Annotated in this window: 13 protein-coding genes, 1 tRNA gene and 2 pseudogenes; 15 read left to right on the top strand and 1 reads right to left on the bottom strand. The window is 61.6% G+C overall.

Annotation, left to right across the window (positions count from 1 at the left end; genetic code table 11):
* The first annotated feature begins 12 nt into the window (after nt 1-12).
* The 7 genes from WH299_RS22825 to WH299_RS22795 all read left to right on the top strand — a co-directional run bounded on the left by WH299_RS22825 (nt 13) and on the right by WH299_RS22795 (nt 9,599).
* On the top strand, nt 13-2,121 hold the full coding sequence (locus WH299_RS22825; RefSeq protein WP_339551365.1) for an acetate--CoA ligase family protein: 2,109 nt from the start codon (nt 13-15) through the stop codon (nt 2,119-2,121).
* A complete protein-coding gene (locus WH299_RS22820) occupies nt 2,111-3,718 on the top strand; it encodes a 5-guanidino-2-oxopentanoate decarboxylase (RefSeq protein WP_123474188.1) in 1,608 nt (535 codons plus the stop codon). The genes WH299_RS22825 and WH299_RS22820 overlap by 11 nt, the downstream gene beginning before the upstream one ends.
* A gap of 19 nt (nt 3,719-3,737) precedes the next feature.
* Nucleotides 3,738-5,324: an ABC transporter substrate-binding protein gene (locus WH299_RS22815; protein ID WP_339551364.1), complete on the top strand. Its 1,587-nt coding sequence runs from the start codon at nt 3,738-3,740 to the stop codon at nt 5,322-5,324.
* Nucleotides 5,325-5,474: 150 nt separating this feature from the next.
* The gene (locus tag WH299_RS22810) at nt 5,475-6,434 is read left to right on the top strand and encodes an ABC transporter permease (RefSeq protein WP_122724351.1); all 960 of its coding nucleotides are present in this window, start codon (nt 5,475-5,477) and stop codon (nt 6,432-6,434) included.
* 3 nt (nt 6,435-6,437) lie between these two features.
* Nucleotides 6,438-7,265, top strand: coding sequence for an ABC transporter permease (locus WH299_RS22805; RefSeq protein WP_028619646.1), 828 nt, complete (start codon nt 6,438-6,440; stop codon nt 7,263-7,265).
* Between the two features lie 3 nt (nt 7,266-7,268).
* Nucleotides 7,269-8,888: an ABC transporter ATP-binding protein gene (locus tag WH299_RS22800; protein ID WP_339551363.1), complete on the top strand. Its 1,620-nt coding sequence runs from the start codon at nt 7,269-7,271 to the stop codon at nt 8,886-8,888.
* A 9-nt stretch (nt 8,889-8,897) separates the two neighbouring features.
* Nucleotides 8,898-9,599 (top strand): NAD(P)H-dependent oxidoreductase, encoded by a 702-nt coding sequence (locus WH299_RS22795; protein WP_122724357.1) that lies wholly within the window; start codon nt 8,898-8,900, stop codon nt 9,597-9,599.
* Between the two features lie 122 nt (nt 9,600-9,721).
* On the opposite strand, the gene WH299_RS22790 is transcribed toward WH299_RS22795, so the two are convergent.
* Nucleotides 9,722-10,801, bottom strand: a complete 1,080-nt coding sequence (locus tag WH299_RS22790) for a 3-deoxy-7-phosphoheptulonate synthase (protein WP_123474183.1) — start codon at nt 10,799-10,801, stop codon at nt 9,722-9,724.
* Nucleotides 10,802-11,410: 609 nt separating this feature from the next.
* Between WH299_RS22790 and WH299_RS22785 the strand changes: the two genes are divergently transcribed.
* The 8 genes and pseudogenes from WH299_RS22785 to WH299_RS22750 form a co-directional block, all read left to right on the top strand.
* Entirely contained in the window at nt 11,411-12,160 is a 750-nt protein-coding gene (locus WH299_RS22785; protein WP_339551362.1) for a carbon-nitrogen hydrolase family protein, read from the top strand.
* A 1-nt stretch (nt 12,161) separates the two neighbouring features.
* Complete coding sequence (locus WH299_RS22780; RefSeq protein WP_123474181.1) at nt 12,162-12,593, top strand: GNAT family N-acetyltransferase; 432 nt, start codon at nt 12,162-12,164, stop codon at nt 12,591-12,593.
* Nucleotides 12,594-12,625: 32 nt separating this feature from the next.
* Nucleotides 12,626-12,812, top strand: a pseudogene (locus WH299_RS22775) (transcriptional regulator); the annotation flags it as partial.
* Nucleotides 12,813-12,963: 151 nt separating this feature from the next.
* Complete coding sequence (gene gacA / locus WH299_RS22770; RefSeq protein ID WP_016977368.1) at nt 12,964-13,605, top strand: response regulator transcription factor GacA; 642 nt, start codon at nt 12,964-12,966, stop codon at nt 13,603-13,605.
* 1 nt (nt 13,606) lies between these two features.
* A complete protein-coding gene (gene uvrC, locus WH299_RS22765) occupies nt 13,607-15,430 on the top strand; it encodes an excinuclease ABC subunit UvrC (RefSeq protein WP_122724365.1) in 1,824 nt (607 codons plus the stop codon).
* A 32-nt stretch (nt 15,431-15,462) separates the two neighbouring features.
* Nucleotides 15,463-16,023 carry a CDP-diacylglycerol--glycerol-3-phosphate 3-phosphatidyltransferase gene (pgsA, locus tag WH299_RS22760; RefSeq protein ID WP_003232771.1) on the top strand — a complete coding sequence of 187 codons (561 nt, stop codon included), beginning with the start codon at nt 15,463-15,465 and terminating at the stop codon, nt 16,021-16,023.
* Between the two features lie 63 nt (nt 16,024-16,086).
* Nucleotides 16,087-16,162 (top strand) — tRNA-Gly (locus WH299_RS22755).
* A 229-nt stretch (nt 16,163-16,391) separates the two neighbouring features.
* Nucleotides 16,392-16,628: pseudogene (locus WH299_RS22750) on the top strand (Arm DNA-binding domain-containing protein); the annotation flags it as partial.
* Nucleotides 16,629-16,837: the final 209 nt, after the last annotated feature.

Below are 16,837 nucleotides of genomic sequence, written 5' to 3'. Positions count from 1 at the left end.
CGAGGAGAGCGTATGTCCCAGGCTATTCGCGACAACCTCAAGCGTTTGCTGGCGCCCCGGCACCTGGCATTCGTTGGCGGACGCAGCATGGCGCGCGCGCTCAAGCGCTGTGCCGACGGTGGTTTTACCGGGCCGATGTGGCTGGTCAACCCGCAATATGACAGCCTCGATGGCATCCCCTGTGTGCGCCGCGTGGCCGATTTACCGTGTGGGCCGGATGCGGTGTTTATCGCCACCAACCGTGAATTGACGCTGACCTGCGTCGCTGAACTGGCCGCTATGGGCACTGGTGGCGCGATTTGCTACGCCTCCGGTTTTGCCGAAACCGGTGCCAGCGGCGCCGCCATGCAGCAGCAGCTCTTAAAGGCGGCGGGCGACATGGCCTTGCTTGGCCCCAACTGCTACGGCCTGCTGGATTACCTGCACAGCTCGGCGTTGTGGCCGGTGGCCCACGGCGGCAAGTCGGTGGAGAAGGGCGTGGCGGTGCTCACCCAGAGCGGCAACTTCGCCTACAACCTGTCGATGAGCGACCGTTCGCTGCCGGTGGCCTACATGGCCTCGGTCGGTAACCAGGCGCAACTGGGCGTTGCCGAACTGATGGATGTGTTGCTCGATGAGCCGCGCGTCACCGCCATCGGCCTGCACCTGGAAGGCTTGAAGAATGTGCCGGGGTTTGCCCGGGCGGCGCACAAGGCGCTGGAGAAAGGCATTCCGATCATTGCGCTGAAAACCGGTGTGTCGCAGATTGGCGCCGAGCTGGCCTTGAGTCACACCAGTTCGTTGTCCGGCTCCGACGCGCTGTACGACAGCCTGTTTGCGCGACTGGGCGTGATTCGCGTCAGCGGGCCAGTGAGTTTTGTCGAAACCCTCAAGGCTGCCGCATGCGGCAATCTTCCGGCCGGCAATCGCTTGATTGCATTGGCCTGTTCGGGTGGCGATGCGGGGCTGATTGCCGATTATGCCGAACGCAATCATCTGGCCTTGCCGAAACTGGACGAAGGCCAACGCGCTGAACTGGCCCAGGTACTGCCCAGCTACGCGAACCTGGTCAACCCGCTGGATTTCACCACCGCCATCTGGGGCGACCGTGAAGCCCTCAACGCCATGCTCGACACCGCCCTGCGAACCGACGCCGATGCGGCCATGCTGGTGCTGGATTACCCGGCTGAATTCACCGGCGAGCGCAAGGAGTGCGACCTGCTGCTGGAGCTGTTCTGCGCCGCGCTCGGTCGCCATGGCAAGAGCGGATTTGTCACCTCGGCGTTTCCCGAACTGTTGCCGGCCCATGCCCGCGAGCGCCTGCATGCCCAGGGGATCGCTGCGCTGCAAGGCGTAGAAGATGCACTGGCCGCTTGGGGGCGGATTGCCGACTACTCGAACAACCGTCGCGTGTTGCTGGAGCGAGGCGAGTCGATCCTCGAGCCCTTGTGCCCAAAAGCCCTGGATGACAGCGGCGGGGCCCTGGACGAGTGGGCCTCCAAGCAAGCCCTGCGTGCATTCGGCCTGACCACACCGGCCGGCGTGCTGAGTACGCCGGGAAGGGCGCTCAACGATGCAGAGTTGCTGGGCTATCCCTTGGTGCTCAAGGCGGTCAGCGCACAGTTGCCGCATAAGACCGAGGCTGGTGCCGTGGTGCTGAACCTGCAAAACGGCATGGCCCTGACCAGCGCACTTGGGCAGATGCGCGAGCAAATCGCCGCTTATGCGCCCCATGTTGCCTTTGACCAATTGCTGCTGGAGTCCATGGCTACACCGCCATTGGCCGAGTTGATCGTGGGCATCAAGCGCGAAAACGACTTCGGCCTGGCCCTGGTCATCGGCGCCGGCGGCATCCTGGTGGAACTGCTCAAGGACAGTCGCAGCCTGTTGTTGCCGACCACCGACAGCGCGATCCGCAACGCCTTGCTCAGCCTGCGCAGTGCCGCGTTATTGCAGGGTTTTCGCGGGCGGGAAGTGGCGGATATGGATGCATTGGTCGCCGCGATCCGTGCCGTGGCGGACTACGCCTGCGCCAACGCCGGGCAGTTGCTGGAGCTGGATGTGAACCCATTGTTGGTCAATGCCCAGGGCGCCACGGCGGTCGATGCATTGATCCGTCTAGGAGATGAACATGCACGATAAAACCCTGACCGGCGGGCAGGCCCTGGTGCGGTTGCTGGCCAATTATGGCGTCGACACGGTGTTCGGTATCCCCGGCGTGCACACCCTGGAGCTGTATCGCGGCCTGCCCGGCAGCGGCATTCGCCATGTGCTCACACGGCATGAGCAAGGTGCCGGCTTTATGGCTGACGGCTACGCGCGAGTCAGCGGCAAGCCGGGGGTGTGTTTTGTGATCACCGGTCCCGGCGTGACCAATGCCGCCACCGCTATTGGCCAGGCGTACGCTGATTCGATTCCGATGCTGGTGATTTCCAGCGTCAACAGTACTGCCAGCCTCGGCAAAGGTTGGGGCATCCTGCATGAGACCCAGGACCAGCGCGCCATCACGGCGCCGATCACCGCGTTTTCGGCGGTGGCACTGAGCACCGAGGATTTGCCTGAATTGGTCGCCCGCGCCTACGCGGTGTTCGACAGCGAGCGACCCCGTCCGGTGCATATCTCGGTGCCGCTGGACGTGTTGGCCGCGCCGATCCAGCGGGACTGGAGCAGCGAGGTAGTGCGCCGCCCTGGTCGCGGCTTGCCGTCGGCTGAAGCCTTGGAGCAGGCCGTGGCCAAACTCGCGTCAGCCAAGCGGCCCATGATCATTGCCGGTGGCGGTGCATTGGCGGCGGGCGAGGCTTTGCAACGGTTGAGCGCCCAGTTGGCGGCGCCGTGCTTCACCAGCGTGGCCGGCAAGGGTTTGCTGCCCATCAGCGACCCGCTGAATGCAGGTTCCACCCTCTGCGTCGAACCTGGCTGGCAACTGATCAGCGAAGCGGATGTGGTGCTGGCGGTGGGCACGGAAATGGCCGACACCGACTATTGGCGTGAGCGTTTGCCCCTCAACGGCGAGCTGTTGCGGGTGGATATCGACGTGCGCAAGTTCAATGACTTCTATCCCTGTGCCGTGGCACTTAAAGGTGATGCACAGCAGACCGTGCTGGCCTTGCTGGAGCGCCTCCCGGCCACATCCCGCAACGCTGACGCCGCCATCGCGTCAGTGGCGGCATTGCTGCAGGCGGTCGAGTTGGGACACGGGCCGTTGCAGTCCATCCACCAAGCCATTCTCGACCGTATCGAAGCCGAACTTCCGGCCAATGCGTTCATCAGCAGCGACATGACCCAACTCGCCTACACCGGCAATTACGCCTACCGCAGCCGTGCGCCGCGCAGCTGGTTGCATCCCACCGGCTACGGCACCTTGGGTTACGGCTTGCCCGCAGGCATCGGCGCCAAGTTCGGCGCGCCACAACGGCCGGGTTTGGTGCTGGTGGGCGACGGTGGTTTCCTCTACACCGCCCAGGAACTGGCCACCGCCGTCGAGGAGCTGGACAGCCCGTTGGTGGTGCTGTTGTGGAACAACGACGCCCTCGGCCAGATCCGCGATGACATGCTCAACCTGGACATTGAACCCATCGGCGTGTTGCCGCGTAACCCGGATTTTGCACTGTTCGCCCAGGCGTTCGGTTGCGCCGTGAACCAGCCCCGCACCCTGGATGAATTGCAGACGGACCTGCGCAACGCTTTCAAACGCAATGGCGTGACCTTGATCGAGTTGAAACATGCCTGTGCCTGTTGACCTTTAGAGAGACAAGACCATGAGCGAAAACAACAACAAAATGACTCAAGCGATGCACCGCCGCGACTTCCTCAAACACAGCGCCGTGGCTGGCGCGGTGGCCGCGGCGTTTTCCATGGGCTTGCCGTTGCAGGCGTTTGCCGCAGACGCCACGCCCAAACCGGGCGGCGTGCTGCGCCTGGGCCTGGCCGGTGGCAGCACCACCGATTCCCGCGATCCGGGTTCCTGGGTCGATACCTTCACCTTTGTCGGTTTCTCGGCGGTGTACAACACCCTCACGGAAATCGCGGTGGACGGCAGCGCGATTCCCGAACTGGCCGAGCGCTTTGAGTCCACGCCGGATGCTCGGGTGTGGACCTTCCACCTGCGCCCTGGCGTAACCTTCCATAACGGTAAAGGTCTGACCGCCGAAGACGTGGTGGCCTCGATCAACCATCACCTGGACGCCAAGTCCACTTCGGCGGCCAAGACCGTGCTGGGTGATGTCGCCAGCGTGAGCGCCAAGGGCAGCGATGCGGTGGTGTTCGAACTGCATTCAGGCAATGCCGACTTCGCCTACGTCGTCGCCGATTACCACCTGGTGATCATGCCCGCCAAGGACGGCGTGGCTGAGTGGCAAGCCGGCGTGGGCACCAGTGGCTATCGCCTGAAAAGCTTCGAACCCGGCGTGCGGATGGACCTTGAACGCAACCCCGACTACTGGAAACCCGACCGCGCGCACTTCGCCAGTGCCGAATTGCTTGCCATCGCCGACGGCGCCGCGCGGGTCAATGCGCTGGTCACCGGCCAGGTGGATGTGATCAACAAGGTCGACCTGAAGACCGTGGCCTTGCTCAAGCGCAATCCAGCGCTGGTGATCGAGGAAACCAAAGGCGCCCAGCACTACACCTTCCCGATGCTGTGCGACAGCAACGAGTTCAAGAACAACGACATCCGCATGGCGATGAAGCACGCGATCAACCGTGAGACGCTGTTGGCTTCGGTACTGCACGGCTACGGCCTGGTGGGCAACGACCACCCGATCCAGCCCGGCAGTCGCTTTATCAACGCGGCACTGGAGCAGCGTGCCTACGACCCGGACAAGTCGCGCTTCTACCTGCGCAAGGCCGGTGTGGAGTCGCTCAAGGTGCGCCTGCAAGCTTCTGACGCGGCCTACACCGGTGCGGTGGACGCCTCGGTATTGTTCAAGGAGCAGGCACGCCAAGCGGGTATCGACATCGATGTAGTGCGTGAACCGGCCGATGGGTTCTTCTCCAACGTCTGGATGAAGCAGCCGTTCACCACTTCGTTCTGGTACAGCAGCCTGACCGCCGACCGCATGTTCAGCATCGGCTACGCCAAAGGCGCGGCGTGGAATGAAACCCACTGGGACAACCCGCGCTTCAACCAACTGCTCAACGCCGCCCGTGGCGAGATGAACGCGCCGTTGCGCCAGGAGATGTACAACGAAATGCAGGCGCTGTGCCGGGATGACGGCGGCGCGATTGTGCCGCTGTTTGCCAGCTCCGTGGCGGCGCGCTCGAACAAGGTCAACCACGGGCCGCTGACCGCGCCCTATGGTGAGTTGGATGGGCTGCGGCTGATCGAGCGGTGGTGGCAGGCCTAGAGATCCTCCAGACAATGAAGACCAAAAATGTGGGAGGGGGCTTGCCCCCGATGACGGTGTGTCAGTCACCGAATCGATTGCGGGTCCACCGCGATCGGGGGCAAGCCCCCTCCCACAGTCGAACGGTGATGGTTTCTGGAAGGTGTCGCTATGAATAGCCTGTTGAAGCTGGTCCTGCAACGCCTGGCCCTGGGTGTGCTGTCGTTGTTCGCCGTGTCGGTGATCATCTTTCTCGCCGTGGGCATGCTGCCGGGGGATATTGCCCAGGCCATGCTCGGCCAGTCCGCCACACCGGAAACCGTGGCGGCGTTTCGCGCGCAGTTGGGCCTGGATCTGCCGCCGTTCACGCGCTTTGCGCAATGGTTGCTGCGCCTGCTGCACGGCGACCTGGGGGCGTCGCTGGCCAATCAACGGCCCATCGCCGAGCTGATCGGCGCGCGATTGGGTAACACCCTGAGCCTGGCTGCATTGGCGGCGTTGGTTTCGGTGCCCACGGCGCTGGTGCTGGGCATGCTGGCAGCGCTGTACCGCAACAGCTGGTTCGATCGCCTGCTCAATACCTCGGCGTTGAGCGCCGTGTCGTTTCCGGAGTTCTTCGTCGCCTACCTGCTGATCCTGGTGTTCTCGGTGAAACTCGGCTGGTTCCCCAGCCTGTCCAACCTGGCGCCGGATGCCACCTTTGGCACGATCCTGGAACGCTCGGTACTGCCGGTGGCGACCCTGAGCCTGGTGGTGATCGCGCAGATGATGCGCATGACCCGCGCGTCCCTGATCAACCTGCTCGCCAGCCCCTATATCGAAATGGCTCGCCTGAAGGGCATCCGTCAGTCGCGGATTATCTGGCGGCATGCGTTGCCCAACGCGCTGGCGCCGATCGTCAACGTGATCGCGCTGAACCTGGCCTATCTGGTGGTGGGGGTGGTGGTAGTCGAAGTGGTGTTTGTCTATCCGGGCCTTGGCCAGTTGCTGGTGGACTCGGTATCCAAGCGCGACATCCCGGTGGTGCAGGCGTGCAGCCTGATCTTTGCCGCCACTTACATCCTGCTCAATACCGGGGCGGACGTGTTGTCCATCGCCAGCAACCCACGCCTGATGCATCCCAAGGGGTAGCCCATGAACCTGCTGAGCCAAGTGGCCCGTGCGCCGTTGAGCGCCAAGTTCGGCTTGCTGATTATTCTGTTGTATATCGCGGTGGCTGTGTTTGCGCCGTTGCTGGCGCCCTATGGCGAAACCCAGGTAGTGGGCGAGGGCTTTGCGCCCTGGAGCGGCCAGTTCCTGCTGGGCACCGATAACCTGGGGCGCGATATGTTCAGCCGCTTGGTGTACGGCGCGCGCAACACGCTGGGCATTGCTTTCCTGACGACTACGCTGGCGTTTTTGTTGGGTGGATTGAGTGGCTTGGTGGCGGCGATCAAGGGCGGTTGGATTGACCAGGGCTTGTCGCGGGTGGTGGATGTGCTGATGGCGATCCCGCAACTGATCTTCGCCTTGCTGATTCTCAGCGTAGTGGGCACCAACGCCACGTCGTTGGTGTTGGTGATTGCGTTGCTGGATTCCACACGGGTGTTTCGCCTGTCCCGTGCGGTGGCAATGACTGTGGTGGTGCAGGACTTTGTCGAAGCCGCCCGCCTGCGCGGCGAAGGCCTGTGGTGGCTGGTCACCCGCGAAGTGTTGCCCAACGCTGCCGCGCCGCTGATTGCCGAATTCGGCCTGCGCTTCTGTTTTGTGTTCCTGTTTATCAGCGCGTTGTCGTTCCTTGGCCTGGGCATTCAGCCGCCCACTGCCGACTGGGGCAGCATGGTGCGTGACAACGCGGTGTTGATCACCTTCGGCGACATCAGCCCGTTGCTGCCGGCCCTGGCGGTGGCGTTGATCACCGTCAGCGTGAATTTTGTCGTCGACTGGATGCTGCACAAATCCAGCGGCCTGAAGGAGTGTTGAAGGATGGACAAGCCATTGCTGGAAATCCGCAACCTGCAGATCGAAGGGCATTACGAAGACGCCTGGCACCCGCTGATCAAGGGCATCGACCTGACCTTGCAACGCGGTGAAGTGCTGGGTTTGATCGGCGAGTCGGGGGCGGGCAAATCCACCCTGGGGCTGGCGGCGATGGGGTATGCGCGGGACGGTTGCCGCATCATTGGCGGCTGGGTGTGTTTTGACGGCATCCAATTGCTGCAGGCCAAGCCCGAGGCGCTGCGCAAGCTGCGTGGCCTGCGCATTGCCTATGTGGCGCAGAGCGCGGCGGCGTCGTTCAACCCGGCGCATCGCCTGATCGATCAGCATGTGGAAACGGCGGTGATCAATGGCGGTATCGATCGCGCCCAGGCCGAGCGTGAAGCGGTGGAGTTGTATCGCGTGCTGCGCCTGCCCAACCCGGAAACCATCGGCCAGCGTTATCCTCATCAAGTCTCCGGCGGGCAGTTGCAGCGTGTCATGACCGCGATGGCCATGGCCAGCCACCCGGACCTGATCATCTTTGACGAGCCCACCACGGCCCTCGACGTGACCACCCAGATAGACGTGCTGGCCGCGATCCGCGATGCGGTGAAAACCTACGGCAGTGCCGCGCTGTACATCAGCCACGACCTGGCGGTGGTGGCGCAGATGGCCGACCGTATCATGGTGCTGCGCCACGGCAAGTTGGTAGAAGAGGCGGACACCCGCAGCATGCTCAGCCAGCCGCAGCAGGACTACACCAAATCCCTGTGGGCGGTGCGCAGTTTTCGCACCGAGCCCAAGGCCTGTCCGACGCAGGAACGGCCACTGCTGGAGGTGTGCCAAGTGAGCGCCAGTTATGGGCATCAGCCGGTGCTGCATGACGTGTCGATGAAGCTCTATCGCGGCCAGACCCTGGCAGTGATCGGTGAGTCGGGCAGCGGCAAGAGCTCCACAGCGCGGTTGATTACCGGACTGTTGCCGGCCACGGCGGGGCAGGTGCTGTACGACGGCGAGGCGTTGCCAGTCGACTTTCGTCAGCGCAGCAAGGAGCAATTGCGGCGGATCCAGATGATCTACCAGATCCCCGACACCGCGCTGAACCCGCGCCAGCGCATCGTCGACATCATTGGCCGGCCGCTGACGTTTTACCTGGGGCTCAAGGGCAAGGCGATGCGCGCTCGTGTCGCCGAGTTGCTGGAGATGATCGAGTTGGACCCGGCGGTGTTCATGGAGCGCCAACCGAGGGAACTGTCCGGTGGCCAGAAACAGCGTATCTGCATTGCCCGCGCCTTGGCAGCTGACCCGCAACTGATCATCTGTGATGAAGTCACATCGGCCCTCGATCAACTGGTGGCCGAGGGCGTGCTGAAGTTGCTCAACCGCATCCAGCAGCAACTGGGCGTGGGCTACCTGTTTATCACCCATGACGTCGCCACCGTGCGCGCCATCGCCGACGAAGTGGTGGTGATGCAGCGGGGCAGGGTGGTGGACCAGGGCACTCGCAGCGCGATTTTCACCCCGCCGTACCAGGACTACACCGGCCTGCTGTTTTCATCGGAGCCCGAGATGGACCCCGACTGGCTCGATCATTTGCTGGCCCAACGGGCGGCGCACACCGTTTGAGGAGTTTGTATGAAGGTTTTGATTGTTCACGCGCACCCCGAGCCGCAGTCATTCACCGCTGCCTTGCGCGATCAGGCGGTGGCCACGCTGGAAGGCCAGGGGCATGAGGTAAAGGTCAGCGATTTGTACGCCATGCAGTGGAACCCGGTGGCGTCGGCGGCGGACTTTTCGACGCGGGAAAATCCCGATTACCTGGTGTATGCCCTGGAGCAGCGGCTGGGGGTGAAGAAGCAGTCGATCGCCGCGGATATCCAGGGCGAGTTGGACAAGTTGTTGTGGGCAGATCTGCTGATCCTCAACTTTCCGATCTTCTGGTTCTCCGCACCGGCCATGCTCAAGGGCTGGATTGACCGGGTGCTGGTGTCGGGCGTGTGTTACGGCGGCAAGCGCTTTTACGATCAAGGCGGCCTGGCGGGCAAGCGGGCGATGGTCACGGTGACCCTGGGCGGGCGCGAGCATATGTTTGGTGCGGGCGCGATTCATGGACCGCTGGAGGACATGTTGCGGCCAATTCTGCGCGGGACGTTGGCGTATGTGGGGTATGACGTGCTGGCGCCGTTTGTGGCATGGCATGTGCCGTACATCAGCGCCGAGGCACGGCAGGATTTCCTGGTGGGGTATGCGCAACGGCTGCAAGGGTTGGCGGATGAGCAACCCTTGGTGTTTCCGAAGCTTGAGCAGTTTGATGAGGCGCTGTATCCCCTGTCGTGAGCCAAACACTGATCAAATGTGGGAGCTGGCTTGCCTGCGATAACGGTACATCAGCTACAGATTTGTAGCCTGACACTCCGCCATCGCAGGCAAGCCAGCTCCCACATTTCGATCTCGACCAGTCAGTTGGTTTTGTGTTGTTGCCGCAAACGCTCGGCAGCACGGCGCAGCAACTGCTCAGTGCCATCCCAGCCCAGGCAACCATCGGTCACTGACACGCCGTATTTCATCGACTCACTCAACGGCTGGCAGCCTTCGAACAGGTGGCTTTCGAGCATCATGCCGATCAGCGAGGTGTCGCCCTGCAACCGCTGTTCCAGCACTTCGTTGAACACCGCCGGTTGACGCAAAGGGTCTTTGCCGCTGTTGGCGTGGCTGCAATCGACCATGATCCGCGCCGCTACCTTGGACTTGGCCAGGTCGTGCTTCACCTGCGCCACGCTTTGCGCATCGTAGTTCGGCCCACGGTGCCCGCCGCGCAGCACCAAGTGCGTGTCGGGGTTGCCTGGGGTCTGGATGATCGCCGGGTGGCCCTGGCTGTCGACGCCGAAGTGACGGTGCGGGTGGGATGCCGAGCGCATCGCGTCACAGGCAATCGCGACGCCGCCGTCGGTGCCGTTCTTGAAGCCCACGGGCATGCCCAGGCCGCTGGCCATTTCGCGGTGGATCTGCGATTCGGTGGTGCGCGCGCCAATCGCGACCCAGCTGAGCAGGTCATCGAAGTAGCCGGCTGCCATAGGTTGCAGCAGCTCAGTGGCGACCGGCAGGCCCAGGCGCAGCATTTCGCGCATCAGTTCGCGGGACAGGGTGAGGCCGGCGGCCATGTCATCGCTGCCGTCCAAATGAGGGTCGTAGGCCAGGCCTTTCCAGCCGATGGTGGTGCGCGGTTTTTCGACGTAGGCGCGGATCACCAGCAGCATCTGGTCGCTGACTTCCAGCGCGAGTTTCTTCAGGTTGCGTGCGTATTCCATGGCCGACTCAGGGTCGTGAATCGAGCACGGGCCGACAATCACCAGCAAGCGGGAATCTTCGCCATTGAGGATAGCGCGCACGGCTTGGCGATGGGCGTGGACTTGTTCGTTGAGGAACGGGCTGAGAGGCAGTTGGTGCTTGAGCTCAAGGGAGCTGGGCAGGCGCTGGGTCAGGGCTTCATTGGCGCTGGTCAGTGCAGAAATCGGCAGAGCGGCGGTGGCAGAGTTCATGTTCAAGGCTTCCTGGGCAAGCGGCGGGCTGTTCCCGCGCGCTCTGCCCTACTGGGGTGTTCGACAATTGACCGTATTGGCTACGTGTGTTGGCTTGCCACCAAGAGGTGACCGATCGGAGGCGGCAGGCTGTCCCGAGCGGAGCTGGCTAAATCGCCATGCAGTGGAAGTGTCGTAGCGGTAATAGGTGGCGTAGTTCATGTCGTGTGTCCTTTAAGTGTTCTTCAAAAAGTTTTAGAGGCTGAAAAAACAAAACCCCCGGTCGGGGAGCCGACCGGGGGTTAGATTTCTCTGGTAGGCGACCCCTTGAGTAGTGGGCGCCGAGTTCAGGTATCAGGCGCGCCAGTGGCTAAACCAATACCCAAAATAAAAGCTGACCAGTGCGCTCGAACCGTTCACACGGGTAGCCGACACCGAGCGCGGGGCGCTGGCAGCAGAGCAAACCTGAGTGTGGGTGAGTTGCAACATGGTGTGTCTCCAAATGATGGGCAGAGCTTACTCGACGCGCACGGGTGGTTTCAATCAGAAATTTCTATCGTCGTGGGGGACTTACGGCTATGGGAGAGTGCCGATATGCTGATCATACTCTGACAATGCTGGAACGCGACCATGACCGCCTTGACCATTGCTGCTGCACAATCCGTTTCTATCGCGGGCAATCTGCCGGCCAATATTGAGCGGCACCTGGTGTTCATGCGTGCGGCGGCGAAGCAGGGTGTGCAGTTGCTGGTGTTTCCAGAGCTTTCGTTGACAGGTTATGAACCGTCCCTGGCGGCCGGGTTAGCGATTGAGCCAGGCGACAGGGTCTTGACGCCGCTGCGCGAAATGGCGCGGGAGCTGCGGTTGACGGCGGTGGTGGGCATGCCTATCCGCCTGGCGCCTGGCTTGGGCGTGTTGATCGGCGCACTGGTGCTGGGGGTGGATGGCTCGCTGGCGATCTACACCAAACAGCATCTGCACCCTGGCGAAGAGGTTGCGTTTGTCCCAGGGCAGGGCGGTTCGGCCTTGGAGTGGGGGGATGATCGGATAGCTTTGGCGGTATGCGCGGACTTCTCCCATGCCAGCCATCCACGTCGGGCGGCTGAGGCGGGTGCTACGATTTATGCCGCTGGTGTGCTGATCAGCGAGGGCGGCTACGCGACCGATAGCACATTGCTCCAAGGCTATGCGGTCGAACATGGGCTGCTGGTGTTGATGGCCAACCATGGTGGTCCATCCGGTGGTTATGTCTGCGCTGGTCGCAGCGCTATCTGGGCGGCTGATGGCGGTTTAGTCGCCGCCGCCTCCGGTGTCGGCGACTCGCTGGTGATTGCCCGTCGTGAGGGTGGGCAGTGGGCTGGGCAAGTGGTGGCTGTCTAAAATGGCGTTCCAACTGCGCGCGGCAACTGATCGGGACCTGCCATTCGCCCGAAGCCTGACCTTCGAGGCCATGAGCCGCTATTACCAGCAATACGACCTGATGTGGTCTAACGATGGCTTCGACGTCGCTTGGGGCGGCCGTGAAAACTGGCTGATCTGCAATGACGACGTGGTGATGGGCTTTGTCAGCCTGAGCCGCGATAGCCGCGCGCTCTATATCCGCGAGCTGCACATGCTCGAGACCTGTCGCGGACTTGGCGCAGGCAGCTGGGTGCTGGAGCAGATGGCGTCCAAGGCGCAGGCGTTGGGTCTGTTGCGTTTGACCGTATTCAAGACCAATCCGGCCAGGAGGCTTTATCAGCGCAGGGGCTTGAGCATTGTCGGTGAGGAGGATTGCTTCTGGCGCATGGAGCGTGCCTGCCCATCCAGCTAATTTCTGTGGCCCATTCCAATACGCGCATACTGGTCAAGGCTAATGCACAAGGGAAATACGAAAGTGGGGGACGGGCACCTAGGGCGGGAGAAAGTCCTGGCGGACTACCGCGCCATGTTCAAGGAGGACCAAGACGCGATCCGCCGTTTGACCTCGACCCTGGCCGAGCATTCTTTTGCGCATAACGGAAAAACCAAGCCGCAGCCCCAGGATTCCTGACCCGCTGCCCAGTAAATAGAGCCGTCCACTTCTCGGTGGGCGGCTACTGTGTGTTCAAACACTATATATATGACGCTTGCAGCTAGGTCTGCGCCTTGGTTTTTTGCTAAGGTGTTCAGCAACCTATAAGACCATATCGCGAGGTGTCTGCTTGATTAGGGTGCTAGTAGTCGATGACCATGATCTCGTTCGTACAGGCATTACACGAATGCTGGCTGACATCGATGGCCTGCAAGTAGTCGGCCAGGCCGAGTCCGGGGAAGAGTCCCTGATCAAGGCTCGGGAGTTGAAACCCGATGTGGTGCTGATGGACGTCAAGATGCCCGGTATAGGCGGTCTTGGTGCCACGACCAAATTGTTGCGCAGCCATCCGGACATCAAAGTGGTGGTGGTCACTGTGTGTGAAGAAGACCCGTTCCCGACGCGCTTGTTGCAGGCTGGGGCGGCGGGTTACCTGACCAAGGGCGCAGGCCTGGCGGAGATGGTGCAAGCCATTCGCCTGGTGTTTGCCGGCCAGCGTTACATCAGCCCACAGATTGCCCAGCAATTGGCCATCAAATCCTTCCAGCCCGTCAGCGACTCACCGTTCGATGCGCTGTCGGAGCGGGAAATCCAGATTGCCTTGATGATCGTCGGCTGCCAGAAGGTGCAGAGCATCTCTGACAAACTGTGCCTGTCGCCCAAGACCGTCAACACCTACCGTTATCGCATTTTCGAGAAGCTCGCCATCAGCAGTGATGTTGAATTGACCCTGCTCGCGGTGCGCCACGGCATGGTGGACGCCAGCGCCTGACATGACCACGCCGTTTGATCCCAGTGCCTTTCTCTCGACCTGCAGCGGCCGTCCCGGCGTGTACCGCATGTTCGACAGCGAGGCGCGCCTGCTTTATGTCGGCAAAGCCAAGAACCTGAAGAACCGTCTGGCGAGCTACTTTCGCAAGAGCGGTCTCGCGCCGAAAACCGCTGCGCTGGTGGCGCGTATCGCTCAGGTCGAAACCACCATCACCGCCAATGAAACCGAAGCGCTGCTGCTTGAGCAGACGCTGATCAAGGAGTGGCGGCCGCCCTACAACATCCTGCTGCGAGACGATAAATCCTACCCCTATGTGTTTTTATCCGATGGCAACTTCCCACGGCTGAGCATTCACCGTGGCGCGAAGAAGCAGAAGGGCAAGTATTTCGGACCCTATCCCAGTGCGGGCGCGATCCGCGAGAGCCTGAGCCTGCTGCAAAAGACATTTTTTGTGCGCCAGTGCGAAGACAGTTTCTACAAGAACCGCACACGGCCTTGCCTGCAATACCAGATCAAGCGTTGCAAGGCGCCTTGTGTGGGCCTGGTCGAACCGGCGGAGTACGCCGAGGATGTACGCCATTCGGTGATGTTCCTTGAAGGCCGCAGTAATGCCTTGACCGATGAGCTCTCCGGCGCCATGGAGCAGGCCGCCAGCACCCTGGACTTCGAGCGCGCCGCCGAGCTGCGTGACCAGATTTCGCTGCTGCGCCGCGTCCAGGACCAGCAGAGCATGGAAGGCGGCACCGGCGACGTCGACGTGATTGCGGCCTTCGTCAACCCGGGCGGCGCCTGTGTGCACCTGATCAGCGTGCGTGGCGGGCGGGTATTGGGCAGCAAGAACTTCTTCCCGCAGACCGGTATAGATGAGGAAGTGGCCGAAGTCATGGCAGCTTTCCTTGGCCAGTACTACGTCAGCAGTCCCGAGCGCGATTTGCCGTCGGAGCTGATCGTCAACGTGGTGCATGAAGATTTCCCCACGCTGATCGAGGCGATCCACGAACTGCGCGGCCGCGAGTTGGATATCAGCCACCGTGTACGCGGCACCCGCGCGCGCTGGCAACAACTGGCCGTAACCAATGCCGAACAGGCTCTGGGGGCGCGCCTGGCCAATCGACAGCACGTCGCCGCGCGCTTCGACGCCCTGGCCGAAGTCCTCAATCTGGACGAGCCGCCGCAGCGCCTGGAGTGCTATGACATCAGCCACTCCAGCGGCGAAGCCACCGTGGCGTCCTGTGTGGTGTTCGGGCCGGAAGGGCCGATCAAATCCGATTATCGGCGTTATAACATCGAAGGCGTCACCGCCGGCGATGACTATGCCGCCATGCACCAGGCCCTGACACGGCGCTTCAGCAAACTGAAGGACGGCGAGGGCAAACTGCCGGATATCCTGTTGGTGGACGGCGGCAAGGGGCAGTTGTCCATGGCCCGCGACGTGCTCAACGAGCTGGCGGTGCCGGATCTGATCCTGCTCGGCGTGGCCAAGGGCGCCACGCGCAAGGCCGGTTTCGAGACGTTGTACTTGAATGATGCCGCTCATGAGTTCACCTTGAAGGGCGACTCACCTGCGCTGCACCTGATCCAACAGATCCGTGACGAAGCCCACCGTTTCGCCATTACCGGCCACCGTGCCCGGCGCGGCAAAACCCGACGAACCTCAACCCTGGAAGGGGTGGCGGGGGTCGGGCCGACACGGCGACGCGACTTGCTTAAACATTTTGGTGGCTTGCAAGAGCTATCCCGTGCCAGCATTGACGAAATAGCCAAAGCACCCGGTATCAGTAAAAAGCTCGCTGAGTTGATTTATGCGAATCTGCACAGCGAATAGAATGCCTTTCCACCTCGTAGCCAGTTGTGCCGATGAATATCCCTAATCTGATCACCGTTCTACGCGTCCTGCTTATCCCGATTTTCATTCTGTTGTTCTATTTGCCGTACGAATGGAGCTATGCGGCCTCCAGTTCCGTGTTCGCCTTCGCGGCCGCCACCGACTGGCTCGACGGCTACCTGGCCCGTCGCCTGGAGCAGAGCACGCCGTTCGGCGCGTTCCTGGACCCGGTGGCCGACAAGCTCATGGTGGCTGTCGCGTTGGTTCTACTGGTGCAAGAACACGGCAACCTGTGGCTGACCTTGCCAGCCGCCGTGATCATCGGTCGCGAGATCGTCGTCTCGGCCCTGCGTGAATGGATGGCCGAAATCGGCGCCCGCGCTCACGTGGCCGTGTCCAACATGGGCAAGTGGAAAACCGCCGCGCAAATGCTTGCGCTGGTTATCCTACTGGCCAACCCGTCGGACTTCTCCTTCTGGGTCCTGACTGGCTACGCCTTGCTGCTGATCGCCGCTGGCCTGACCTTGTGGTCCATGCTCCAGTATTTACGCGCGGCCTGGCCGCATCTGCGCACTACCGTTGAAAAGAAATAAAACTTTTTTGAATCAAAGGGTTGACGGGTTCTGATAATTCTATAGAATGCGCATCACCAAGACGCGGGAATAGCTCAGTTGGTAGAGCACGACCTTGCCAAGGTCGGGGTCGCGAGTTCGAGTCTCGTTTCCCGCTCCAAATATCGATCTACAGAGTTCCATGGAAGTCTGTAGGTTATTGAAAATAGACGCTTAGGCGTCTTTTTTCGTTCCAGTGCGATTCACCAGAATCCGCCTCCAGCCACGTTTCTTAAGTACAGTTTTGAGTACATAGAATCCGGGCAGCGAGCACAACGGTTTTTGGGGGGAACGCCCCGGTCCGGCATCGATATACATCTCCTCGACCCTACGAGACGGGAGATGTACTCATGGCCTTGACCGATACCGCCGTTCGCCAGGCGAAACCTTCCGGTAAAAATTACACCCTCAAAGACTCGGGTGGGCTTGCGCTGTTCGTGGGTCTCAAGGGTGCCAAGCAATGGTACTTCCGCTTCTATTGGCTGGGCAAGCAAGCGCGTATTTCACTGGGCGTTTACCCGGCAGTCAGTCTCAAAGACGCGCGCACGGCGCGGGACGAAGCGCGTGCGTTGGTCGCCCAAGGCGTTCCTTCATGAGGCGAATGGAGATGTGGGCTTCTTGCCCATAACATCCAAATACATAACGTTTATCGTCGAAATGGGCTCGTCATTTTTCGTGACTGTTAGGTTTTTCGGAGGTGGCTGTCGGAAGTGGTTGGCCGAGGTGTAAGAGTGGTCTTTCTATGTCGCCGAAAAATCGACGCGCGAATGAGGGGAGCCCCGGACAATCTGGTTGC

The sequence above is a fragment of the Pseudomonas sp. MYb541 genome (assembly GCF_037479595.1).
Taxonomy (GTDB): domain Bacteria; phylum Pseudomonadota; class Gammaproteobacteria; order Pseudomonadales; family Pseudomonadaceae; genus Aquipseudomonas; species Aquipseudomonas canadensis.
Note: the sequence above shows the minus strand (reverse complement) of the source record. Positions and strands in the feature narration are given on the sequence as shown.